The sequence below is a fragment of the Caldimonas caldifontis genome, assembly GCF_002930615.1.
In the GTDB taxonomy this organism is placed as follows: Bacteria; Pseudomonadota; Gammaproteobacteria; order Burkholderiales; family Burkholderiaceae_C; genus Caldimonas; species Caldimonas caldifontis.
Window position 1 is genome coordinate 84,342 of sequence record NZ_PSNX01000015.1, and the last position, 19,831, is coordinate 104,172.

19 protein-coding genes are annotated in these 19,831 nt (G+C 68.0%); 10 read left to right on the top strand and 9 right to left on the bottom strand.

Annotated elements, in window-relative coordinates:
* The first annotated feature begins 18 nt into the window (after positions 1–18).
* On the top strand, positions 19–1,995 hold the full coding sequence (locus C1704_RS14970) for a DUF1631 family protein (protein ID WP_104303547.1): 1,977 nt from the start codon (positions 19–21) through the stop codon (positions 1,993–1,995).
* Here the strand turns inward: C1704_RS14970 and C1704_RS14975 are convergent, their stop codons facing one another.
* Together C1704_RS14975 and yihA are read right to left on the bottom strand one after the other, a co-directional pair.
* On the bottom strand, positions 1,996–2,895 hold the full coding sequence (locus C1704_RS14975) for an alpha/beta fold hydrolase (RefSeq protein ID WP_104303548.1): 900 nt from the start codon (positions 2,893–2,895) through the stop codon (positions 1,996–1,998).
* An 88-nt stretch (positions 2,896–2,983) separates the two neighbouring features.
* Positions 2,984–3,694 carry a ribosome biogenesis GTP-binding protein YihA/YsxC gene (yihA, locus tag C1704_RS14980; RefSeq protein WP_104303549.1) on the bottom strand — a complete coding sequence of 237 codons (711 nt, stop codon included), beginning with the start codon at positions 3,692–3,694 and terminating at the stop codon, positions 2,984–2,986.
* 58 nt (positions 3,695–3,752) lie between these two features.
* Between yihA and C1704_RS14985 the strand changes: the two genes are divergently transcribed.
* The 7 genes from C1704_RS14985 to C1704_RS15015 all read left to right on the top strand — a co-directional run bounded on the left by C1704_RS14985 (position 3,753) and on the right by C1704_RS15015 (position 10,833).
* Entirely contained in the window at positions 3,753–4,367 is a 615-nt protein-coding gene (locus C1704_RS14985) for a c-type cytochrome (protein ID WP_104303687.1), read from the top strand.
* A gap of 90 nt (positions 4,368–4,457) precedes the next feature.
* The gene (locus C1704_RS14990) at positions 4,458–6,596 is read left to right on the top strand and encodes a cytochrome c biogenesis protein ResB (RefSeq protein WP_104303550.1); all 2,139 of its coding nucleotides are present in this window, start codon (positions 4,458–4,460) and stop codon (positions 6,594–6,596) included.
* Positions 6,593–7,945, top strand: coding sequence for a c-type cytochrome biogenesis protein CcsB (ccsB, locus tag C1704_RS14995; protein ID WP_104303551.1), 1,353 nt, complete (start codon positions 6,593–6,595; stop codon positions 7,943–7,945). The genes C1704_RS14990 and ccsB overlap by 4 nt, the downstream gene beginning before the upstream one ends.
* A gap of 60 nt (positions 7,946–8,005) precedes the next feature.
* On the top strand, positions 8,006–8,440 hold the full coding sequence (locus C1704_RS15000) for a hypothetical protein (RefSeq protein ID WP_104303552.1): 435 nt from the start codon (positions 8,006–8,008) through the stop codon (positions 8,438–8,440).
* A 76-nt stretch (positions 8,441–8,516) separates the two neighbouring features.
* Positions 8,517–9,512, top strand: coding sequence for a protein-methionine-sulfoxide reductase catalytic subunit MsrP (gene msrP, locus C1704_RS15005; protein WP_104303553.1), 996 nt, complete (start codon positions 8,517–8,519; stop codon positions 9,510–9,512).
* 16 nt (positions 9,513–9,528) lie between these two features.
* Complete coding sequence (locus tag C1704_RS15010) at positions 9,529–10,155, top strand: protein-methionine-sulfoxide reductase heme-binding subunit MsrQ (protein WP_104303554.1); 627 nt, start codon at positions 9,529–9,531, stop codon at positions 10,153–10,155.
* A 66-nt stretch (positions 10,156–10,221) separates the two neighbouring features.
* On the top strand, positions 10,222–10,833 hold the full coding sequence (locus C1704_RS15015) for a YitT family protein (protein ID WP_245876511.1): 612 nt from the start codon (positions 10,222–10,224) through the stop codon (positions 10,831–10,833).
* 3 nt (positions 10,834–10,836) lie between these two features.
* Here C1704_RS15015 and C1704_RS15020 read toward each other — a convergent pair whose 3' ends face one another.
* Positions 10,837–11,379 (bottom strand): YaeQ family protein, encoded by a 543-nt coding sequence (locus C1704_RS15020; RefSeq protein ID WP_104303556.1) that lies wholly within the window; start codon positions 11,377–11,379, stop codon positions 10,837–10,839.
* 94 nt (positions 11,380–11,473) lie between these two features.
* Here C1704_RS15020 and C1704_RS17605 point away from each other — a divergent pair, with 94 nt between their 5' ends.
* Positions 11,474–11,647 (top strand): hypothetical protein, encoded by a 174-nt coding sequence (locus C1704_RS17605; RefSeq protein WP_170064716.1) that lies wholly within the window; start codon positions 11,474–11,476, stop codon positions 11,645–11,647.
* A gap of 7 nt (positions 11,648–11,654) precedes the next feature.
* On the opposite strand, the gene C1704_RS15025 is transcribed toward C1704_RS17605, so the two are convergent.
* Positions 11,655–13,469 carry an ABCB family ABC transporter ATP-binding protein/permease gene (locus tag C1704_RS15025; RefSeq protein ID WP_104303557.1) on the bottom strand — a complete coding sequence of 605 codons (1,815 nt, stop codon included), beginning with the start codon at positions 13,467–13,469 and terminating at the stop codon, positions 11,655–11,657.
* Between the two features lie 47 nt (positions 13,470–13,516).
* On the opposite strand from C1704_RS15025, the gene C1704_RS15030 reads away from it, so the two are divergent.
* Complete coding sequence (locus tag C1704_RS15030; protein WP_104303688.1) at positions 13,517–13,945, top strand: acyl-CoA thioesterase; 429 nt, start codon at positions 13,517–13,519, stop codon at positions 13,943–13,945.
* A gap of 46 nt (positions 13,946–13,991) precedes the next feature.
* Here the strand turns inward: C1704_RS15030 and C1704_RS15035 are convergent, their stop codons facing one another.
* From C1704_RS15035 to C1704_RS15055, 5 genes are all read right to left on the bottom strand, one after another.
* The gene (locus C1704_RS15035; protein ID WP_104303558.1) at positions 13,992–14,756 is read right to left on the bottom strand and encodes an enoyl-CoA hydratase; all 765 of its coding nucleotides are present in this window, start codon (positions 14,754–14,756) and stop codon (positions 13,992–13,994) included.
* A complete protein-coding gene (locus C1704_RS15040; protein WP_104303559.1) occupies positions 14,753–15,640 on the bottom strand; it encodes an alpha/beta hydrolase family protein in 888 nt (295 codons plus the stop codon). The genes C1704_RS15035 and C1704_RS15040 overlap by 4 nt, the downstream gene beginning before the upstream one ends.
* Before the next feature lie 61 nt (positions 15,641–15,701).
* Positions 15,702–16,898, bottom strand: a complete 1,197-nt coding sequence (locus C1704_RS15045) for an acetyl-CoA C-acyltransferase (RefSeq protein ID WP_104303560.1) — start codon at positions 16,896–16,898, stop codon at positions 15,702–15,704.
* 17 nt (positions 16,899–16,915) lie between these two features.
* Positions 16,916–19,300, bottom strand: coding sequence for a 3-hydroxyacyl-CoA dehydrogenase/enoyl-CoA hydratase family protein (locus tag C1704_RS15050; RefSeq protein WP_104303689.1), 2,385 nt, complete (start codon positions 19,298–19,300; stop codon positions 16,916–16,918).
* A 56-nt stretch (positions 19,301–19,356) separates the two neighbouring features.
* Positions 19,357–19,797, bottom strand: a complete 441-nt coding sequence (locus C1704_RS15055; protein ID WP_104303561.1) for a DUF2147 domain-containing protein — start codon at positions 19,795–19,797, stop codon at positions 19,357–19,359.
* Positions 19,798–19,831: the final 34 nt, after the last annotated feature.

Below are 19,831 nucleotides of genomic sequence, written 5' to 3' on the forward strand. Positions count from 1 at the left end.
CGTCCCCGTTCCCCGTCCATGAGCGCTCCGATTCCCGCCTCCCACCTCGAGTCCATCGTCCAGGGCGTGCCCTTGCTGGCCCGTGATGTCGTGAACCGCACCCTGGCCGAGTTGCGCAATCCCAACGCCACGCACGCGCTCGCCCACGACCGAAAGCAGTTCTTCGCGCTGATCGAGGCCTTGCAGCAGCAGCAGTCCGACTGGGTGCAGTCGCTGCAAACCCTCATCGACCGGGGTGTACGGGAGGCCCTGTCCGATCGGCCCGCGGTGCCGCAGGCGCGCAAGCCGATGGCCCTGAGCCTGGACGAGCTGTCGCTGGTGGACGAGGGGCAGGCCGAAGAAGACATCGAGATCTCGCGCGTGATGGCGCAGATCGACCAGCAGGCCGAGTGGGAACTGCGCGAGGTGCAGGCCTTCATGGCCGCCGCCCGGGGCCAGAACGAGATCCGCCGCGAGGCCAACCCGCTGCGCCCGGAGGTGTTTGCGCGCGCGCTCAGCCAGGCCACGCGCAACCTGCGGGTGGCGGCCGAGGCACGCATGCTGCTGCTGCGCCTGGCCGGCGCCCAGCTCGCCAGCTTGCTGAAGGTCGAGTACGCGCAGATCTGCCGCCGCCTGGAAGGCCTGGGCGTGCAGCCCCTGGCCTTCCGCGCCGTGCCCACCGCCAAGGCCCCGGCCGTGGCCAGCGGCGCCTTCGAGCTGACCGATTCGGGCACGCTGGGCCGGCTGCTGGAGCGCGTGAGCCGCAGCCACCCCACGCCGCTGGACAGTGCGGGGGCTGAGGCCGAGACCCTCGTCAACCGCCTGTTCGACCAGATCCTGGCCGACCCGAAGCTGGTCGAGAACGTGCGCTCACTGCTGGCCCGGCTCAAGCCCGCGGTGCTGGGCCTGGCCCAGCGCGACCCGGCGCTGGTGCGTCAGGCCGACCATCCGGCGTGGCAGCTGCTCAACCGCCTGTCGGCCCATTGCGCCGGCTACGACGACCCCCACGACGAGCGCCTGACCGAGTTCCTGAAGTTTGCCCGCGCCGTGATCGACCGCATCGTGGCCCTGCCCAAGCCGGAATCGCACCACTTCCTCAAGGGCCAGGACGACATCAACCACTTCATCGACGAGCGCAGCCGCGAGGCGCTCGAGCGCTCGCGTGCCGCGCTCGACAAGCTGCAGCGCATCGAGCGTGCCGACCAGTTGCGCGGTGTGCTGCGCCAGCAGGTGCGCCAGATGCAGGGGGCCCAGCTCAGCCAGTCGCTGCGCGACTTCCTCTTCGGGCCCTGGGTGGACGTGATGGTCGAGGCCATGGCCCGGCATGGCGAACACTCCCACGAGGCCACCGAGCTGATGCACACGGTGGACGAGCTGCTGTGGAGCATGCAGCCGCACACCGCCCCGGCCGACCGCAGCCGCCTGCGTGCGCTGCTGCCCGAGCTGGCGGCGAGCCTGAACCGCGGCATGGACCTGATCGGCTGGCCGCAGGCCCAGCGCGAGGCCTTGCTGGCTGAGCTGTCCGCCCACCACGCCTCGGTGCTGCGGGGCGAGGCCCCGGCGGCGGCGGCGGCAACTGCCTCCGTCGAGGCGCTGACCCCGGAACAGATCGTGCAGCAGATGCTGGACGAGCCGGACTTGGGGCCACGCACCCTGGGCCCCGACGAGCCGGTGGACCGCGGCACCCTGCCCACGGTGCCGGTGGGCCTGATGTCGCAAACCGACACGCAGGCCGGCCGGCTCGCCCGCGAGGCCTGGATGGCCAAGCTCACGCCAGGGTCCTGGTATCACATGTTCGTGCAGGGCCAGTGGGTCACCGCCCAGCTCATGTGGAGCAGCGACAACGGCCAGTTCTTCATGTTTGCCAGCCAGCATGCCGGTCACTCGCATTCGCTCACGCGCCGCGCCGTGGAACGCCTGCTGGCCGAGGGCCTGATCACGGTGCTGGAAGACCGCTCGCTGATGCAGCGCGCGGTGGACAGCCTGATACAGGATCTGGACAGTCCGATCCGCTGATCAGCGCGCTGCGGGCACGAAGCCGGCGATGGCCTCGGCCACGAGGCCGGGCTGCTCGTGCACGATCCAATGGGTGGCGCCGGGCACACGCAGCAGCTCCAGATGCGGCACCCAATGGTCGAGCCCGTCCAGCAGCGACGGCGGCAAGGCCACATCACCCTCGCCCCAGATCACCAGCGTGGGCCGCTCCACACGCACCTGGGCGTCGTCGAACCGCAGGCCATGGATCGCGTCCTCGGCCGTGAGCGCCGGGCGCAGCGGCGAGGCGCGGTAGTAGTTCAGCGGTCCGTTCAGGCCATGACGCCAGGCGGTGCGGTACTGGTCCTTCACGGCCTCGGTGAGCCAACCGTGCCCATCGGGCCCGGCCCCCATGCTCAGGAAGAAGGGCCACAGGCGGGCGAAGTCGTCCTCGGCCAGCAGGGTTTGCGCATCGGGCCGGCACAGGAAGTTCATGTAGGCGCTGGCTCTTTGCTGCACCGGATTGTGCTGCAGCTCGCGCAGGAAGGTGCCCGGGTGCGGAGAGTTCACGATCACCAGCCGCTCGATCAGCGCCGGCTGCTGCACCGCCAGGTTCCAGGCGACAGCACCGCCCCAGTCGTGGGCCACCAGGGCCGCGATGGGAGCACCCAGGTGCTCGATCAGCGCGGCCACGTCGCGCACCAGGTGCTTGGCCCGGTAGGCCTCCACCTCGGCCGGTGAGGAAGACCCCGGGTAGCCTCGCAGATTGGGCGCCACGCAGCGGTAGCGCCCGCCCAGCAAGCCGCCCACCTCGTCCCAAACGAATGCGGCCTCGGGAAAGCCATGCAGGAACAGCAGCACCGGCGCATCGCGCGGCCCCTGGGCCCGGCAGGCCAGGCGGATGCCATGCGGCAGATCGACGTCGAAGGTCTCCAGGCTCATGCACCACACTCCCAAGGCAGGATGCCTGGGAGTATCGACCCGGCCCGGGGGCGGCGGCGTCGCATTTGCGACCCGCTGACCTCGGGGTTTACGCCAGGGGCCTGGCGTGCACCCAGCCGTGCAGGGTGGTGGCCAGGTCGTCCAGGCCGGTGCGGCGCAGGCCCGAGAACAGCAGCAGGCCGACGTCGGCCTCGTCGGTGACGTAGTCGCCCAGCGCCTCCTGAGCAGCGCGCAGCGCCTCGGCGCCTTCCTTGCGGTTGAGCTTGTCGGCCTTGGTGAGCACCACCAGCAGCTTCACGCTGCCATTGCCCACGCGCGGGGCGACGAACTGCAGCAGCTGGTGGTCGAGCTCGGTCAGACCCTGGCGGGGGTCCACCAGCAGCACCACGCCGGCCAGGTTGCGGCGCAGGGCGAGGTAGTCGGCCATCACCGCCTGCCAGCGCAGCTTGGCACTGCGCTCCACCGCGGCATAGCCATAGCCGGGCAGGTCGGCCAGCAGCGCATCGGCGGCCTCGCGCGGGCCCAGCTCGAAGAGGTTGATGTGCTGGGTGCGCCCCGGCGTCTTGGAGGCAAAGGCGAGCTGGCGTTGCTGCGCCAGGGTGTTGATGGCGGTGGACTTGCCCGCGTTGGAGCGGCCCACGAAGGCGATTTCCGGCAGTTCGCTGACCGGCAGGTGGTGGAGTTCGCTGGCCGTGGTCAGGAAGCGGGCGGTGTGCGTCCAGGCGAGCGCGGCACGGGCGGCCGGTTCGGTCTGGGCGATGGGCGCACGGGCGCCGGAGGGGGGGGATTGGCTGGGCATGGAGCGGGCATTGTAAAATCCGCGGGTTTTGCCTTTGGCCTACACACCCTCCCACGATATGAAATCGATCGCTCCTCTGCTGTTTGCCGCATTCGCCTGGGCCGCCCCGACGCTGGCTTCTGCCCAGGCCCCCGCCAAACCCGACCTGGCCAAAGGCCAGGCGATCGCCAACCAGGTCTGTGTGGCCTGCCACACCGTGGACGGGAGCCGGGGCACGCCAGCCAACCCCATCATCGCGGGTCAGCACCCGGAGTACCTCGTCAAGCAGTTGCAGGAGTTCAAGTCGGGCAAGCGCCAGAACGCCGTCATGGCCGGCTTTGCCGCCACGCTGAGCGATGAGGACATGCGCAATGTCGCTGCCTTCTATGCGGGGCGCGAGGCCCGCCCGGGTGCGGCCACCAACAAGGACACCATCCGCCTGGGCGAGCGCATCTACCGTGGCGGCATTGCCGAGAAGTCCGTGCCTGCCTGCGCCGGCTGTCACGGCCCCGCCGGCTCGGGCATCCCTTCGCAGTACCCGCGCCTGAGCGGCCAGCACTTCGACTACACCGAAGCGCAGATGATCGCCTTCCGCAGCGGCGCCCGGGTGAACCTGCAGATGAACCCCATCGCCGCCCGCATGAGCGATGTGGAAATCAAGGCCGTGTCAGACTACATTGCCGGTTTGCGCTGACCCAGCCAGCCAGCGCCCGAAGTAGAGCCATAACGACAGGCGGGCCCCCGGGAGGGATGCCCGCCTTTTTTGTCCCCACGAGTGCCACCGATGTCAGCCTCTCCTGAGCTTGCGCCCGCCTCCCGAGCCTCACGCGCCTGGCGCGAGGCGCTGGAGATGCTGGCCTCGATGCGGTTTGCGATCGCGCTGCTCACGGTGATCTGCATCGCCTCGGTGATCGGCACCGTGGTGCAGCAACACCAGCCTTACACCAACTACGCCAACCAGTTCGGGCCCTTCTGGGCCGAGCTCTTCGGCACGCTGGGCCTGTACTCGGTCTACAGCGCCGGGTGGTTCCTGCTGATCCTGGCCTTTCTGGTGATCTCCACCTCGCTGTGCATCGCCCGCAACACGCCCAAGATCGCGCAGGACCTGAGAACCTACAAGGAACACGTGCGCGAGCAGGCCCTGCAGGCCTTCCATCACAAGGGCCAGGGCGTGGTGGCCGAGCCGCGCGAGGCCGTGCTTGAGCGGGTCACCGCCTTGCTCCAGCGCAACGGCTGGAAGGCGCGTGCGCAGGTCCGGCGCGACGGCGAGGCCGTGCGTGGCGTGATGATCGCCGCCAAGAAAGGCCAGGCGAACAAGCTCGGCTACCTCGCAGCCCATTCGGCCATCGTGCTGGTGTGCGTGGGCGGGCTGCTCGACGGCGACCTGATGGTGCGCGCGCAGATGTGGCTGGGGGGCAAGAGCGCCTACACCGGCGGCGGCCTGGTGAGCGAGGTGCCGCAGCAGCACTGGCTGGGCACCGACACGGCGGCCTTCCGGGGCAACCTGCTGGTGCCCGAGGGCTCCCGCTCGGGCGTGGTGATCCTCAACCAGCGCGACGGCGTGGTGCTGCAGCCCCTGCCCTTCGACCTGGAGCTCAAGCGCTTCATCGTCGACTATTACGACACCGGCATGCCCAAGCTCTTTGCGAGTGAGGTGGTGGTGCACGACCGTCAGACGGGCCAGACACGCGAGGCCCGCATCGAGGTCAACAAGCCGCTCTACCACGCCGGGATGGCGATCTACCAGTCGAGCTTCGATGACGGCGGATCGCGCGTGACCCTGCAGGCCTACCCGATGGGCCGTGCCGGCAAGCGCTTCCAGGTGACGGGGACGGTCGGCAGCAGCACCGAACTGCACGACGCAGGCGGGCAGACGCTGACGCTGGAGTTCACCGGGCTGCGTGTGATCAACGTCGAGAACCTGGGGCAGACACCCAACAGCGCCACCGACGTGCGCAAGGTCAACCTCGTCGCCGGGCTGCAGCAGCACCTGGGCTCGGGCGCGCCGACCAGCGACAAGGGCCTGCGCAACGTGGGCCCCTCGGTCACCTACAAGCTGCGCGACGCCTCGGGCCAGGCCCGTGAATACCACAACTACATGCTGCCGGTGGACCTGGACGGCCGCCGCGTCTTCCTGGCCGGCGTGCGCGATACCCCGGCCGAGAGCTTCCGCTACCTGCGCATCCCGGCCGACGAGGCCGACAGCCTGAACGGCTGGATGCGGCTGCGCGATGCCCTGCACGACCCGGCCGCCCGCGACCGTGCCGTCCAGCGCTACGTGAGCCAGGCCGTGGACCCGGCCCGACCCGACCTGGCCGACCAGTTGCGCGTGTCGGCGTTGCGCGGCCTCGCCTTGTTCGCCGGCGAGGAGGCGGTGCGCGCGGGCGACCAGCCGGTCGGCGGCCTGCAGGCCATCGCCGACTTCATGGAAGCCAATGTGCCCGAAGCCGACCGGGCACGCACCTCCGAAGTGCTGATCCGCATCCTCAATGGCGTGCTCTTCGAGCTGCTGCAGGACAGCCGGGCCCAGGCAGGCCTGCCGCCACTGCCGCAGGACGAGAACACACGCGCCTTCATGACCCAGGCGGTGCTGTCGCTCTCCGACGAGGCCTACTACCCCGCACCGCTGCTGCTGGAACTCACCGACTTCGAGCAGGTGCAGGCCAGCGTCTTCCAGGTGGCCCGGGCCCCGGGCAAATACGTGGTGTACCTGGGCTGCGTTCTGCTCATCATCGGTGTGTTCGCCATGCTCTACGTCAGGGAACGCCGGCTGTGGATCTGGCTCGAAGACGCACCGGACGCGAGCGGCCACACCCGTGTGACCACCGCTTTGTCGTCCACCCGTCACACCCTGGACACCGATCGAGAATTCGACAACCTCAAGCAGGCCCTGCTGCAGGCTGCCGCCCCGGAGGCCCGATGAACACCACCACCCTCTCCCTCAACGCCCCGGGCTACTTCGCCCGGCGCACCTGGTTCGACTGGCTGTTTGCCGCGCTGCTGGCCGCCGGCGGTGCCTACGCCTTCCAGCGCTACAACGCCTCGATGGACGGCTATGAGAAGGCCATTCTCGTGGGTGCCGTGCCCACCGCGATCTGGCTGGGCTGGTTCTGGCGGCCGCTGCGCGTGCTGGCCCTGGTGGTGGGGGCCGCCTCGCTGCTGGCCATCTCGCTGTATGCGCGGGTGCAGGACGGCTTCGGGGCCGATCTCTCGCAGGCCGACAACGTCTTCCTGCTGAAGTACTTCCTCTCCAGCCAGAGCGCCATCCTGTGGATGAGCCTGCTGTTCTTCATGAGCACGGTCTTCTACTGGATCGGCTTCTTCGCCAGGACCGACACCGCCACGGCCGAGCGGCTGGGCTCGCGGCTGGCCTGGGCGGCCATCGCAATGGGCCTGATCGGCTCGATGGTGCGCTGGTTCGAAAGCCACCAGATCGGCCCGGACATCGGCCACATCCCGGTGAGCAACCTCTACGAGGTCTTCGTGCTGTTCTGCTGGCTCACGGCGCTGTACTGGCTCTATTACGAGGACCAGTACAAGCACCGCGAGCACGTGCGCAGCCTGGGGGCCTTCACGATGCTCATCGTCAGCGCCGCCGTCGGTTTCCTGCTGTGGTACACGGTCGAGCGTGGCGCGCACGAGATCCAGCCCCTGGTGCCGGCCCTGCAAAGCTGGTGGATGAAGGTGCATGTGCCGGCCAACTTCATCGGCTACGGCACCTTTGCCATCGCGGCCATGGTGGCCTTCGCCTACCTCATCAAGCAGCAGGCCAGCGAGACGCGCTGGTACAAGCTCGCCCCGCTGTGGCTGCTGGGCGTGGTGCTGTGCTTCGAGCCGCTGGTGTTCCGCCAGACGTCCGACGGTGGCCTGAGCAGCTACTGGGCGGTGTACTTCGGCGTCTCGGCGCTCATCGTGGGCGGCATCCTGGCGCTGCGCCGCCGCATCGCGGCAAAGCTGCCCAGCTACGAGGTGCTCGACGACGTGATGTACAAGTCCATCGCGGTGGGCTTCGCCTTCTTCACCATCGCCACCATCCTGGGCGCGCTGTGGGCGGCCGAGGCCTGGGGCGGCTACTGGAGCTGGGACCCGAAGGAGACCTGGGCCCTGATCGTGTGGCTGAACTACGCGGCCTGGCTGCACATGCGCCTGATGAAAGGCCTGCGCGGCACGGTGTCGGCCTGGTGGGCGCTGGTGGGCCTGGCCATCACGACCTTCGCCTTCCTGGGCGTGAACATGTTCCTCTCGGGCCTGCACTCCTACGGCGAACTCTGACCCCGGGAGAGCACCGCCAGCGTATAGTCGGCAGCCTGTCCACCCTGGCGGCTGCCGACCATGCCTTTTGTCGCTCGCAATGTTCATGGTGTGGTCGTGAGCCTGCACCGCGAACCCACACCCGACACCCAGGAATTCCTGCCCGATGACCACGACGAGGTCCGCAGTTTCCTGGGCCAGCCGGCCAGCGCCGCCCCTGCGCGTCAGGAGGCCTTCCAGGCGCTGGATGCAGACTTCGTGCGGGTGCTGGAAGACGTGATCGACCTGCTGATCGCCAACAACGTCATCCGCATCACCGACCTGCCGGCCGAGGCCCAGCGCAAGCTGTTTTCGCGCAAGCGCTTTCGCGACAGCCAGGCCCGCAACGCCCTCACCCTCTTCGACCCGGCCGCCCTGGAAGTGGTCACGCACCACGACCCCCTGCAGGCCGACAACCCGACCACCGCCGGGCTGGACGTCATCGACACCGGCTACCACGACGACCTGGGCCGCTGAGCACAAGCCCCCACGCCGGCAGGGAACCCGGCTTGGTGTCACCCTTTCCAACGGTGAACCACCTGGAAGGCCCATCATGCATGTCCTGGACAAATCCCGAGGCTACGAACACCCTTTGGCCTCTGAGATCACCCCGCGCGAGGTGTATGCCGCCCGGCGGGACTGGCTGCGCTGGATGGCCACCGGCGCAGCCGGTGCGGCGCTGGCCGCCTGGGCCGGTCGCGAGGCCTGGGCCCAGACGGCCGGGCCGGGCAAGCTGCCGGCGCTGCCCGGCACCCCCAGCAAGGTGCCGGGCGCCCTGACGATGGAAAAGCTGACGGCCTACCAGGACGTCACCACCTACAACAACTTCTACGAGTTCGGCACCGACAAGGCCGACCCGGCCCGCCGCGCCGGCAGCCTGAAGACCCGGCCCTGGACGGTGGTGGTGGAAGGCGAGGTGCGCAAGCCCGGCACCTACGACATCGAGACCCTCCTCAAGCTCGCGTCCATGGAAGAGCGCATCTACCGCCTGCGCTGCGTCGAGGGCTGGTCCATGGTCATTCCCTGGGTGGGCTATTCGCTGAACGAGCTGATCCGGCGTGTCGAGCCCACGGGCAATGCGAAGTACGTTGAGTTCCACACCCTGGCTGACAAGGCCCAGATGCCCGGGCTCAACTCGCGCGTGCTGCTGTGGCCCTATGTGGAAGGCCTGCGCCTGGACGAGGCGATGCACCCGCTCACGCTGCTGGCCTTCGGTCTGTACGGCGAGGTGCTGCCCAACCAGAATGGCGCGCCGCTGCGCCTGGTGGTGCCCTGGAAGTACGGCTTCAAGAGCGGCAAGTCCATCGTGAAGATCCGCTTCACCGACAAGCAGCCCAACACCGCCTGGAACGTCTCGGCGCCGCACGAGTACGGCTTCTACTCCAACGTGAACCCGACCGTGGACCACCCGCGCTGGAGCCAGGCCACCGAGCGGCGCATCGGCGAGGACGGCCTCTTCACGCGCAAGCGCCCCACGCTGATGTTCAACGGCTACGAAGCCCAGGTGGGCCAGCTCTATGCCGGCATGGACCTGAAGAAGTTCTATTGAACGCCGGGGGAACGGCGTGAACGCCCAGCGCGCCCTGCTGCACCCGGCGGCCAAGCCGCTGCTGTTCGTGCTGTGCCTGCTGCCCTTCGCCCAATTGCTGGGGGGCGCGGTGGCCGGCACCCTGGGCGCCAACCCGGCCGAGGCCCTGATCCGCAGCACCGGCGACTGGACGCTGCGCCTGCTGTGCCTCACGCTGGCCGTCACGCCGGTGCGCCATGCCACCGGCTGGCACGGCCTGGCGCGCTTTCGGCGCCTGCTGGGCCTCTTCACCTTCTTCTACGGCGTGCTGCACCTGCTGTGCTACGCCTGGTTCGACATGGGCTTCTACCTGGACGACATCGCACGCGACATCGCCAAGCGGCCCTTCATCCTGGTGGGCTTCGCGGCGCTGGTGCTGATGCTCCCGCTGGCGGCCACCTCCTTCAACCGGGCCATCAAGGCTTTGGGCGCTGCGCGCTGGCAGGCCCTGCACCGCGCCGTGTACGCGGTGGCCGGCCTGGCCTTGCTGCACTTCTTCTGGATGCGCTCGGGCAAGAACGACTACGCCGAAGTGGCCGTGTATGCACTGATCGTCGGCATGCTGCTGGGTGCCCGCGCGTGGCGCGCCTGGCGCCGCCGGACCGCGGCCGCGCAGCCGGCTTGATCCAGCGCCAAGAGGTGGGCCCCCGCCTTGCCTACACTGTCGCCTTTGCCTGCCGCAGAGGCCCGCGTGTCCGCCCCCGACCCCATCGAACGCCATTCCTTCTTTGATGATGCCCAGGCCCTGGTGACGGGCACGCTCTTCATCTCGCTGGGGGTGGTGATGTTCAACCACACGGGCCTGCTCACCGGCGGCACGGCCGGACTGGCTTTCCTGCTGCACTACGCCAGCGGCATCAGCTTCGGCAAGATCTTCTTCCTCATCAACCTGCCCTTCTACTGGATCGCGCTGCGCAAGCTGGGCCGCGCCTTCACGCTCAAGACCTTCATCGCGGTGGCCCTGCTGTCACTCTTCGCCGAATTCCACCCGCTGGTGCTGGGCTTCACCGGCCTGCACCCGGCCTATGCCGCCGTGATGGGCGGGCTGCTGATGGGCGCGGGCTTCCTGATGCTCTTTCGCCACCGCGCCAGCCTGGGCGGGGTGGGCATCCTCGCGCTGTACCTGCAGGAATCGCGCGGCTGGCGCGCCGGCAAGGTGCAGATGGCCATCGACTGCTGCATCGTGGCCGTGGCCTTCCTCACCGTGGAGCCGATGCGGGTGGTCTGGTCGCTGCTGGGCGCCGTGGCGCTCAACCTCATCCTGGCCGTGAACCACAAGCCGGGGCGCTACGTGGCGCAGTGAGGCTCAGGCCCAGGCCTTCCATTCCTGGACGGCGAGTTCCACCGTCTCCTGCGCATGCCCCAGCCAGATGTGCCCGTCCTGGACGGTGCATTGCAGGCGCAGGGTGCGCTCCACCAGGGCGGCCAGGGCCTCGACGTGTTCGGCTTCGAGGTGCAGCACGCGCAGCTTGGGCAGGCGCTCGAGCGCGTTGCGGTTCTGGGCCCACCACACATTCGCCACGCGACCGAAGGTGAGCACCACCACCTGCTGGGCGCGGTGACAGGCCTTGCGGATGAGCTTCTCGTCGGGTTGGCCCACGTCCACCCACAGCAGCACCTCGCCGGTGAGGTCGCGCCGCCACAGGTCGGGCTCGTCGTTGGTGCTCAGGCCGTTGCCGAAGCTCAGGTCGTCGGCGGCGAACAGCGCGAAGGCCAGCACGCGGGCCATCATGCGTTCGTCGGTTTCCGAGGGGTGGCGGGCGATCGTCAGCGCATGGTCGGCGTAGTAACCGCGGTCCATGTCGGCGATCTGCAGGTCGATCTTGAAGATGGTGGATTTGAGAGCCATGGTCGCAAGTCTGGCATATCGCCGCATGGGCTCGCCCTGGCGCCCAAGCCGCGTTAGGATGGGAGCGACCCTCCCTGCTGACGAAAGGATCTCCTTGCCCACCCCGAACTACGCCTACGAAAAGCGCCAGCGCGAGCTGGCCAAGAAGCGCAAGAAGGAAGAGAAGCTCAAGCGCAAGACCGAGCAGCGGCCTGAAAGCAGCCCCACCCCGGACACCGACGCTTCCCAGCCACCGCAGGGTGAGGCCCCTGCACCGGCTCAGGACTGAGCCGCCTCTATTCCTGGCCGCTTTGCTGCAGGGCCCACATGCGGGCATAGGCCCCGCCCTGGGCCAGCAATTGCGCGTGCGTGCCGCGCTCGACGATGCGCCCGGCCTCCATCACGAGGATCTCGTGGGCGTCGACCACCGTGGACAGCCGGTGCGCGATCACCAGGGCCGTCTTGTTGCGTGCGGCCGATTGCAGTTCGGCCTGGATGGCACGCTCGTTGGCCGAATCCAGCGCCGAGGTGGCTTCGTCGAAGATCAGGATGGGCGGGTTCTTCAGCAGGGTGCGCGCGATCGCCACACGCTGCTTTTCACCGCCCGAAAGTTTCAGACCGCGCTCGCCCACCATGGTGTCATAGCCCTTGGGGGTGGCGCTGATGAAATCGTGAATGTGCGCCGCCTGGGCGGCCGCCACCACTTCCTCGCGCGAGGCGCCGGGGCGGCCGTAGGCGATGTTGTACTCGATGGTGTCGTTGAACAGCACCGTGTCCTGCGGCACGATGCCGATGGCGCGGCGCAGGCTGGCCTGGCTCACCTGCCGGATGTCCTGGCCGTCGATGGTGATGCGCCCGGCGTCCACGTCGTAGAAGCGGAACAGCAGCCGCGCAAGCGTGGATTTGCCCGCCCCCGAGGGCCCCACCACCGCCACCTTCCTGCCGGCCGGAATCTCGAAGCTCAGACCACGCAGGATGGGCCGGGCAGCTTCATAGCCGAAGTCCACTGATTCGAAGCGCACCACCCCTTCGCGCACCTGCAGATCGGGCGCGCCGGGCACATCGTCCACTTCGCGCTCGCGGTCCATCAGCCGGAACATCTTGTCCAGGTCGGTGAGCGACTGCTTGATCTCCCGGTAGAGCACGCCCAGGAAGCCCAGCGGAATGTAGAGCTGGATCATGAAGGCATTGACCATGACCAGGTCCCCCAGCGTCATGGTGCCGGCCACCACGCCCTCGGTGGCCCGCCACAGCATGGCGATGAGGGCCACCGAGATCACGAGCTGCTGGCCGGTGTTGAGCAGCGACAGCGTGGACTGCGACTTCAGCGCGGCCCGGCGCAGCCGTTCCAGGCTTTCGTCGTAGCGCCGGGCTTCGTAGTCTTCATTGCTGAAGTACTTGACCGTCTCGTAGTTCAGCAGCGAGTCGATGGCCCGGGTGTGGGCCTTGGAGTCCATCTCGTTCATGATGCGGCGGAACTTGGTGCGCCACTCCGTCACCAGCACCGTGAAGGCCACGTAGACCACCAGCGCGCCGAGCGTGATCCAGGCGAAGGCGGCATCGAACTTCACGCCCAGCAGCGTGAGCACCATGGCCACTTCGATGATCGTGGGGAAGATGCTGTAGAGCGAATAGGAGATGAGCGAATGCACGCCGCGCGTGCCGCGCTCGATGTCGCGCGTCATGCCGCCGGTCTGGCGTTCCAGGTGGAAGCGCAGGCTCAGCGCATGCAGATGGCGAAAGACCTGCAGCGAGATGCTGCGCGCCGCTCCTTCCGTGGCCTTGGCGAAGATCAGCTCGCGCAGCTCGGTGAACAGCGAGGTGCACAGCCGCAGGCCCCCATAGGCCAGCAGCAGGCCCACCGGCACCACCAGCACGGCACGTGGGTCGGTGGGCGAGATCGACAGGCTGTCCACCAGCTCCTTGAGCAGCAGGGGCACGCCCACGTTGGCCACCTTGGCGCCCACCAGGAAGGCCAGCGCAAAGATCACGCGCCAGCGGTAGCGCCACAGATAGGGCAGCAAACGCCCCAGCGTGGCCCAGTCGGACCGCGGCTGGCCGGCGGTGTCGGGGGTGCCCTCCTCGGGCAGGCTCATCGCAGCGCGGCGCATCGTGGAACAATCCTGTGTTGTTGATTCTGACGAAAGACCCCAGCACCATGACTGCCGACACCCGCCCGCAGGACCTGGCTTCCCCCGCCCAGACCGTGAGTGTGCCCAAGGATGGGGAACTCGTGCTGCGCGTGATGCCCATGCCCGCCGATGCCAATGGCAATGGCGACATCTTCGGTGGCTGGATCATGGCCCAGGTCGACCTGGCGGGCTCGGTGCAGTCGGCGCGCATCGCGCGCGGTCGCATCGCCACCGTGGCGGTGAACCAGTTCATCTTCAAGCAACCGGTGTCGGTGGGTGACATCCTGTCGTTCTATTCCCGCGTCGAGCGCGTGGGACGCACCTCGGTGACGGTGCACGTGGAGGTGTTCGCCGAGCGCAACCCCGCCAACCCCTATGTGGTGAAGGTGACCGAGGCCAACCTCACCTACGTGGCCATCGACGACGAAGGCAAGTCGCGCCAGATCCCCCAGTAAGCACAACGCCCGCACGGGGCGGGCGCTGCAGTGGGCGGCGACAGGGTCAGTCGAACTTCGTGAAGTCGGGCTTGCGCTTCTCGAAGAAAGCCTGGAAGGCCTCGCGGGCCTCGGGGCTGCGCAGGCGCTGGCCGAAGAGCTCACCTTCCACCGCGATGGTCTCCTGCACCAGCTTGGCATTGGCGCGGCGCAGCAGCTTCTTGCTCTCACGCACGGCGGCCGGTGCCAGGTGATTGAATCGCTCGGCAACGCGGCGCGCATGGTTGACCACCTCGCCTGCCGGCAGGATGGCGTTGATGAGGCGCATGTCCTGGGCTTCCTCGGCGCCGAAGGGGTCGCCCAGCAGCAGCTTCTCAGCCGCCTTCACATGGCCGGCGTACAGCGGCACCAGCAGGCTGGAGGCGAACTCCGGCACGAGGCCCAGGCTGGCGAAGGGCATGGCGAAGCGGGCATCGTCTGCGGCGTAGACGAGATCACAGTGCAGCAGCATCGTGGTGCCGATGCCGATGGCCGCCCCCGTCACGGCCACCACCACCGGCTTGTCGCAGGCCAGCAGCTTCTGCATGAACTGGAACACCGGCGAGTCCAGCCCCTGGGGGGGGCGCTGCATGAAGTCCTCCAGGTCGTTGCCCGAGGTGAAGATACCCGGCTGGCCTTGGATCAGCACGGCGCGCACGCTCTTGTCGTCCTGCGCCGCAGCCAGGGCATCGGCCATGGCCTGGTACATCGCGGTCGTCAGCGCGTTCTTCTTATCGGGCCGGGCGATCTCGATGCTGGCCACGCCGTTGAGGACGGCGGTCTTGATGGTCATGCGGTCTCCTTGGTGTAGGGGGTGAAGCTCTCGACGAGGTGTTTGACGCGACGCCACAGCGTGGGCTCGAACTGGTCGCGGAAGAAACCGAAATGCCCGATGCGCCGCGCCTGCACGTCCTGCGGGGCGATGCGCTCGATGCGCCGCGGTGCGTTGGCATAGCAGTCGATCAGCACGCGCGTGCCACGTTCGGTCATCAGCTCGTCGTCGGTGATGGACAGGGCCACCACTGGAAAACGTGCCTGCTCGAAGGCCTCGCGCACCGGGGTGCCTTCGGCGCCCACATGGTAACGCGGGTGCAGGCACCAGCGCCGCCACTGAAGCATCACGCCGCGCGGCAGGTCGCCCACCTTGCGCAGGCGCTTGCCGGGGAAGTAGCCAAAGAGACGTGTGGCCACGGGCACCAGCACGTACCAGAAGTAGAGGATCATGCGACGCAGCGGCGGTGCATTGTCGCGCCAGTAGCCGCTGCCGGCCGCCACCGACACGAGGCCGGCGATGCGGTCGCGGTTGCGCAGCAGGCCGGGCAGCTGCGCCCCGAGGCTGTGACCCACCACGTAAAGCGGCAGGTCGGGTGTCGCCTCGACGATGGCGTCGATCACCGCGTCGAAGTCACGGGCCCAGTCGAAGAGATCGGCCTCAAACCCTCGCAGCGAGCGCAGGCCCGGCGGGCGGGATTCGCCCATGCCGCGGTAGTCGAAGCTGACGGCGAGAAAGCCCTGCTCGGCCAGCCAGCGCGCGAAGGCTTCGTAGTAGCCCTGTTGCACGCCCATGGCTGGCGCAATCAGCACGACGGCTTGCGGGCTGCAGACCTGGGCATCGGGCCGGTAGTAGCGCACGCCCAGGCTCACGCCTTCGGGGGTGGTGTGGGTTTGCCGCTCCATGCCGGTCTCCTTGTCGACGATGGAAGGGAAGCAGGCCGCATGCAGCGGCCTGCGGTCGCGTTCAGACGCGTTCGAAGATGCCCGCAGCCCCCTGGCCGGTGCCCACGCACATCGTGACCATGCCGTACTTCAGGTTGTGGCGGCGCAGCGCGTGCACGACCGTGGCCGAGCGGATCGCGCCGGTGGCGCCCAGCGGGTGGCCCAGGGCGATGGCGCCACCCATGGGGTTGACCTTGCTGCGGTCGAGGTCCAGCGTGTTGAGCACAGCCAGCGACTGGGCGGCGAAGGCCTCGTTGAGCTCGATCCAGTCGAGCTGCTCCTTGGTCAGCCCGGCGTACTTCAACGCCGCAGGGATGGCCTCGATGGGGCCGATGCCCATGATCTCGGGCGGCACGCCCTTGATCGCGAAGCTGACGAAGCGGGCCAGGGGCTTGAGGTCGTAGCGCTTGATCGCAGCTTCGCTGGCCAGGATCAGGCAACCGGCACCATCCGAGGTCTGCGAGCTGTTGCCGGCGGTGACGCTGCCCTTGGCTGCGAACACGGGCTTCAGACGCGCCAGACCTTCCGGCGAGGTATCGGCCCGCGGGCCTTCGTCCACATCCACGGTGCGGGTCTTGACGCTGATGCTGCCGTCGGCCAGGTTGGGGAAGCGCTCGACCACCTCCACCGGGGTGATCTCGTCCTTGAACTCGCCGGCCTGGATGGCCTTGAGCGCCTTGAGGTGCGAATGCAGCGCGAACTCGTCCTGCGCCTCGCGCGAGACCTTCCACTGCTGCGCCACCTTCTCGGCCGTCAGGCCCATGCCGTAGGCGATGCCCAGGTTCTCGTCGCGCGCGAACACCTCGGGGCTGAAGGAAGGCTTGTTGCCGCCCATGGGCACCATGCTCATCGACTCGACGCCGCCGGCGATCATCACGTCGGCTTCGCCCACGCGGATGCGGTCGGCGGCCATCTGCACCGCCGTGAGGCCGGCCGCGCAGAAGCGGTTGACGGTGACGCCGCCCACGGTATTGGGCAGGCCGGCCAGCAGCGCAGCCACGCGGCCCACGTTCATGCCCTGCTCGGCCTCGGGCATCGCGCAGCCGACGATGGCGTCCTCGATGGCCTTGGGGTCGAGGTTGGGCACCTGCTTGAGCGCGCCACGGATGGCGGCCACCAGCAGGTCGTCCGGACGGGTGTTCTTGAAGTAGCCGCGGCCCGACTTGCCGATCGGAGTGCGCGTGGCGGCGACGATGTAGGCGTCTTGAACTTGTTTCATGTGTAGGCTCCGATCGATCAGTTGCGCACGGGCTTGCCGGTCTGCAGCATGCCCATGATGCGTTCTTGCGTCTTGGGGTGGTCGAGCAGGCCGCAGAAGTGCTGGCGCTCCAGGGCCATCAGGTAGTCCTCGTTCACCAGCGAGCCGGCCTCGACCTCGCCGCCGCAGATCACGTCGGCGATCAGCGTGGAGATGTGGAAGTCGTGCTGGCTGATGAAGCCGCCGTCCCGCATGTTGGCCAGCTGGGCCATGATCGTGGCCTTGGCCGAACGGCCTGCCACCGGGAACATGGCCTTGTGCGGCGGGCGGTAGCCGGCGTCGAACATCGCCTTGGCCTGCGACAGGGCCACATAGAGCAGCTCGTCCTTGTTGGGCACGATCACGTCGCTGTCGAGCAGGTAGCCCAGCTTGCGCGACTCGATGGCGCTGGTGCCCACCTTGGCCATCGCCGCGCTGGTGAAGCCGTCGGTGGCGAACTTCAGGAGGTCGGCATTGGCATTGCCGGCGGCGGCCATCTCGGCCGCGCGGCGGGCGATGTAGGTGAGGCCGCCCGCGCCGGGGATCAGGCCCACGCCCACTTCCACGAGGCCCACGTAGCTCTCCATCGCAGCCACGCGCCTGGCCGAGTGGATGGCCAGCTCGCAGCCCCCGCCCAGGGCGATGCCGCGGATGGCCGAGACCACCGGCACCTGCGCGTAGCGGATGCGCAGCATCGCGTCCTGCAGCTTCTTCTCTTCCGGGATGATGCCCTTGGAGCCCTTGGCCATGAACACCGGCATCAGGGCCTCGAGGTTGGCGCCAGCGGAGAACACGTCATCGGGTGACCAGATCACCAGGCCCTTGTAGCCCTGTTCCGCCAGGTCCACGGCCTTGAGCAGGCCTTCGGTCACGGTGGGGCTGATCAGGTGCAGCTTGGCGGTGATGCTGGCGATCAGCACCTCGCCATCGAGCGTCCACACGCGGATCTCGTCGTTCTTGAACACCTCGGTGCCGGCCTTGAGCGGCTCGACAGCGCCCGAGCCCAGCACGGCCTCGGGGAAGTGCTGCCGTTGATACACGGCCAGATTGCTGCGCGGGATGTATTTCTTCTGCGACGGACTCCAGGAGCCTTCCGGCGTATGCACCCCCTCGCGGCCATCAAAGACCCAGTCGGGCAGCGGCGCCTTGCTAAGGGCCTTGCCGGCATCGATATCCGCCTTGACCCACTCGGCCACCTGCTTCCAGCCGGCGGACTGCCACAGCTCGAAGGGCCCCTGGCTCATGCCAAAGCCCCAGCGCATCGCGAAGTCCACGTCGCGGGCGCAGTCGGCGATGGCTTCCAGGTGCACGGCCACGTAGTGGAAGCTGTCGCGCAGGATGGCCCACAGGAACTGGGCCTGCGGGTTGCTCGATTCGCGCAGCAGCTTCAGGCGCTCGGCCGGGGCCTTCTTGAGGATGCGCGCGACGAGCTCGTCGCCCTTCGCGCCGGCGGGCACGTACTCCCCCTTGGCCGGGTCCAGGCGCAGGATGTCCTTGCCCACCTTCTTGTAGAAGCCCGCGCCGCTCTTCTGGCCCAGCGCTCCCTGCTCGATCAGCTTGGCCAGCACCGGCGGCGTGGCGTAGCTCGGAAAGAACGGGTCGTCCTTCAGGTTGTCCTGCAGGGTCTTGATGACGTGGGCCATCGTGTCCAACCCCACCACATCGGCGGTGCGGAAGGTGCCCGAGCTGGCGCGGCCCATCTTCTTGCCGGTGAGGTCGTCCACCACGTCATAGGTGAGGCCGAAGTTCTCGGCTTCCTTGATGGTCGCCAGCATGCCGGCGATGCCCACGCGATTGGCAATGAAGTTGGGGGTGTCCTTGGCGCGCACCACACCCTTGCCCACGCTGGTGGTGACGAAGGTCTCGAGCTGGTCGAGGATCTCGGGCCTGGTCGTGGGGGTGGGGATCAGCTCCACCAGGTACATGTAACGCGGCGGGTTGAAGAAATGGATGCCGCAGAAGCGCGGCTTGATCTCTTCGGGCAGCGCCTCGCTGAGCTTGGTGATCGACAGGCCCGAGGTGTTGGACGCAACGATGGCATGCGGCGCAACGAAGGGCGCGATCTTCTTGTAGAGGTCGAGCTTCCAGTCCATCCGTTCGGCGATGGCCTCGATGATGAGGTCGCAGTCCTCCAGGAGCTCGCTGTGCTCTTCATAGTTGGCCTGCTGGATCAGCGCGGCATCCTCGGCCACGCCCAGCGGCGAGGGTTTGAGCTTCTTCAGCCCTTCCACCGCCTTGCTGACGATGCCGTTCTTCGGGCCCTCCTTGGCCGGAAGGTCGAAGAGCACCACCGGCACTTTCACGTTGACGAGGTGGGCGGCGATCTGCGCGCCCATCACGCCGGCGCCGAGCACGGCGACTTTGCGGACTTGGAATCGACTCACGGGGTTCTCCTTGATGTGAAGGCCGGCGCGCGGAACCGCGCGCGCCGGCGCGGAAATCATTCGACGCGCTGCCAGACCTGGGTGCGCCCCAGCAGGGGAGCCCCGATGTAGCCTCGCACTTCGAGCTTCTTGCCACCGTCCACCGGCTTGAGGCGCACGCGATAGACCTTGCCGTTGTTGGGGTCGAGGATCTCCCCACCATCCCACACCGACGTGTCGTCAGCGTTGGCCTTGACGTTGCGGATGATGTTCAGGCCCACGATGGGCTGGCCTTTGCGATCATCGCTGCACTTGTCGCACACGCCATCGGCCTTGGCCTCGGGGTCGAGCAGCTTCTCGATGCGCCCGCTGAGCACGCCGCCGTTCTCGCTGATGCGCACCAGCGACTTTTCTTTCTTGGTGGCGTCATCGATGGTTTTCCACAGCCCCACGGGGCTGGCCTGTGTCACACCGGCCAGCATCAGCACGGCGGCGGCGATCAGGATGTTCTTCTTCATCGTGTCTCTCCTCGGGGGTGGATGCCGGCCACGC

Excerpts from the sequence above, each read along its gene's own strand:
- C1704_RS14970 (WP_104303547.1), top strand. The coding sequence starts at position 19 with ATGAGCGCTCCGATTCCCGCCTCCCACCTCGAGTCCATCGTCCAGGGC.
- C1704_RS14975 (WP_104303548.1), bottom strand. The coding sequence starts at position 2,895 with ATGAGCCTGGAGACCTTCGACGTCGATCTGCCGCATGGCATCCGCCTG.
- yihA (WP_104303549.1), bottom strand. The coding sequence starts at position 3,694 with ATGCCCAGCCAATCCCCCCCCTCCGGCGCCCGTGCGCCCATCGCCCAG.
- C1704_RS14985 (WP_104303687.1), top strand. The coding sequence starts at position 3,753 with ATGAAATCGATCGCTCCTCTGCTGTTTGCCGCATTCGCCTGGGCCGCC.
- C1704_RS14990 (WP_104303550.1), top strand. The coding sequence starts at position 4,458 with ATGTCAGCCTCTCCTGAGCTTGCGCCCGCCTCCCGAGCCTCACGCGCC.
- ccsB (WP_104303551.1), top strand. The coding sequence starts at position 6,593 with ATGAACACCACCACCCTCTCCCTCAACGCCCCGGGCTACTTCGCCCGG.
- C1704_RS15000 (WP_104303552.1), top strand. The coding sequence starts at position 8,006 with ATGCCTTTTGTCGCTCGCAATGTTCATGGTGTGGTCGTGAGCCTGCAC.
- msrP (WP_104303553.1), top strand. The coding sequence starts at position 8,517 with ATGCATGTCCTGGACAAATCCCGAGGCTACGAACACCCTTTGGCCTCT.
- C1704_RS15020 (WP_104303556.1), bottom strand. The coding sequence starts at position 11,379 with ATGGCTCTCAAATCCACCATCTTCAAGATCGACCTGCAGATCGCCGAC.
- C1704_RS15025 (WP_104303557.1), bottom strand. The coding sequence starts at position 13,469 with ATGCGCCGCGCTGCGATGAGCCTGCCCGAGGAGGGCACCCCCGACACC.
- C1704_RS15030 (WP_104303688.1), top strand. The coding sequence starts at position 13,517 with ATGACTGCCGACACCCGCCCGCAGGACCTGGCTTCCCCCGCCCAGACC.
- C1704_RS15035 (WP_104303558.1), bottom strand. The coding sequence starts at position 14,756 with ATGACCATCAAGACCGCCGTCCTCAACGGCGTGGCCAGCATCGAGATC.
- C1704_RS15040 (WP_104303559.1), bottom strand. The coding sequence starts at position 15,640 with ATGGAGCGGCAAACCCACACCACCCCCGAAGGCGTGAGCCTGGGCGTG.
- C1704_RS15045 (WP_104303560.1), bottom strand. The coding sequence starts at position 16,898 with ATGAAACAAGTTCAAGACGCCTACATCGTCGCCGCCACGCGCACTCCG.
- C1704_RS15055 (WP_104303561.1), bottom strand. The coding sequence starts at position 19,797 with ATGAAGAAGAACATCCTGATCGCCGCCGCCGTGCTGATGCTGGCCGGT.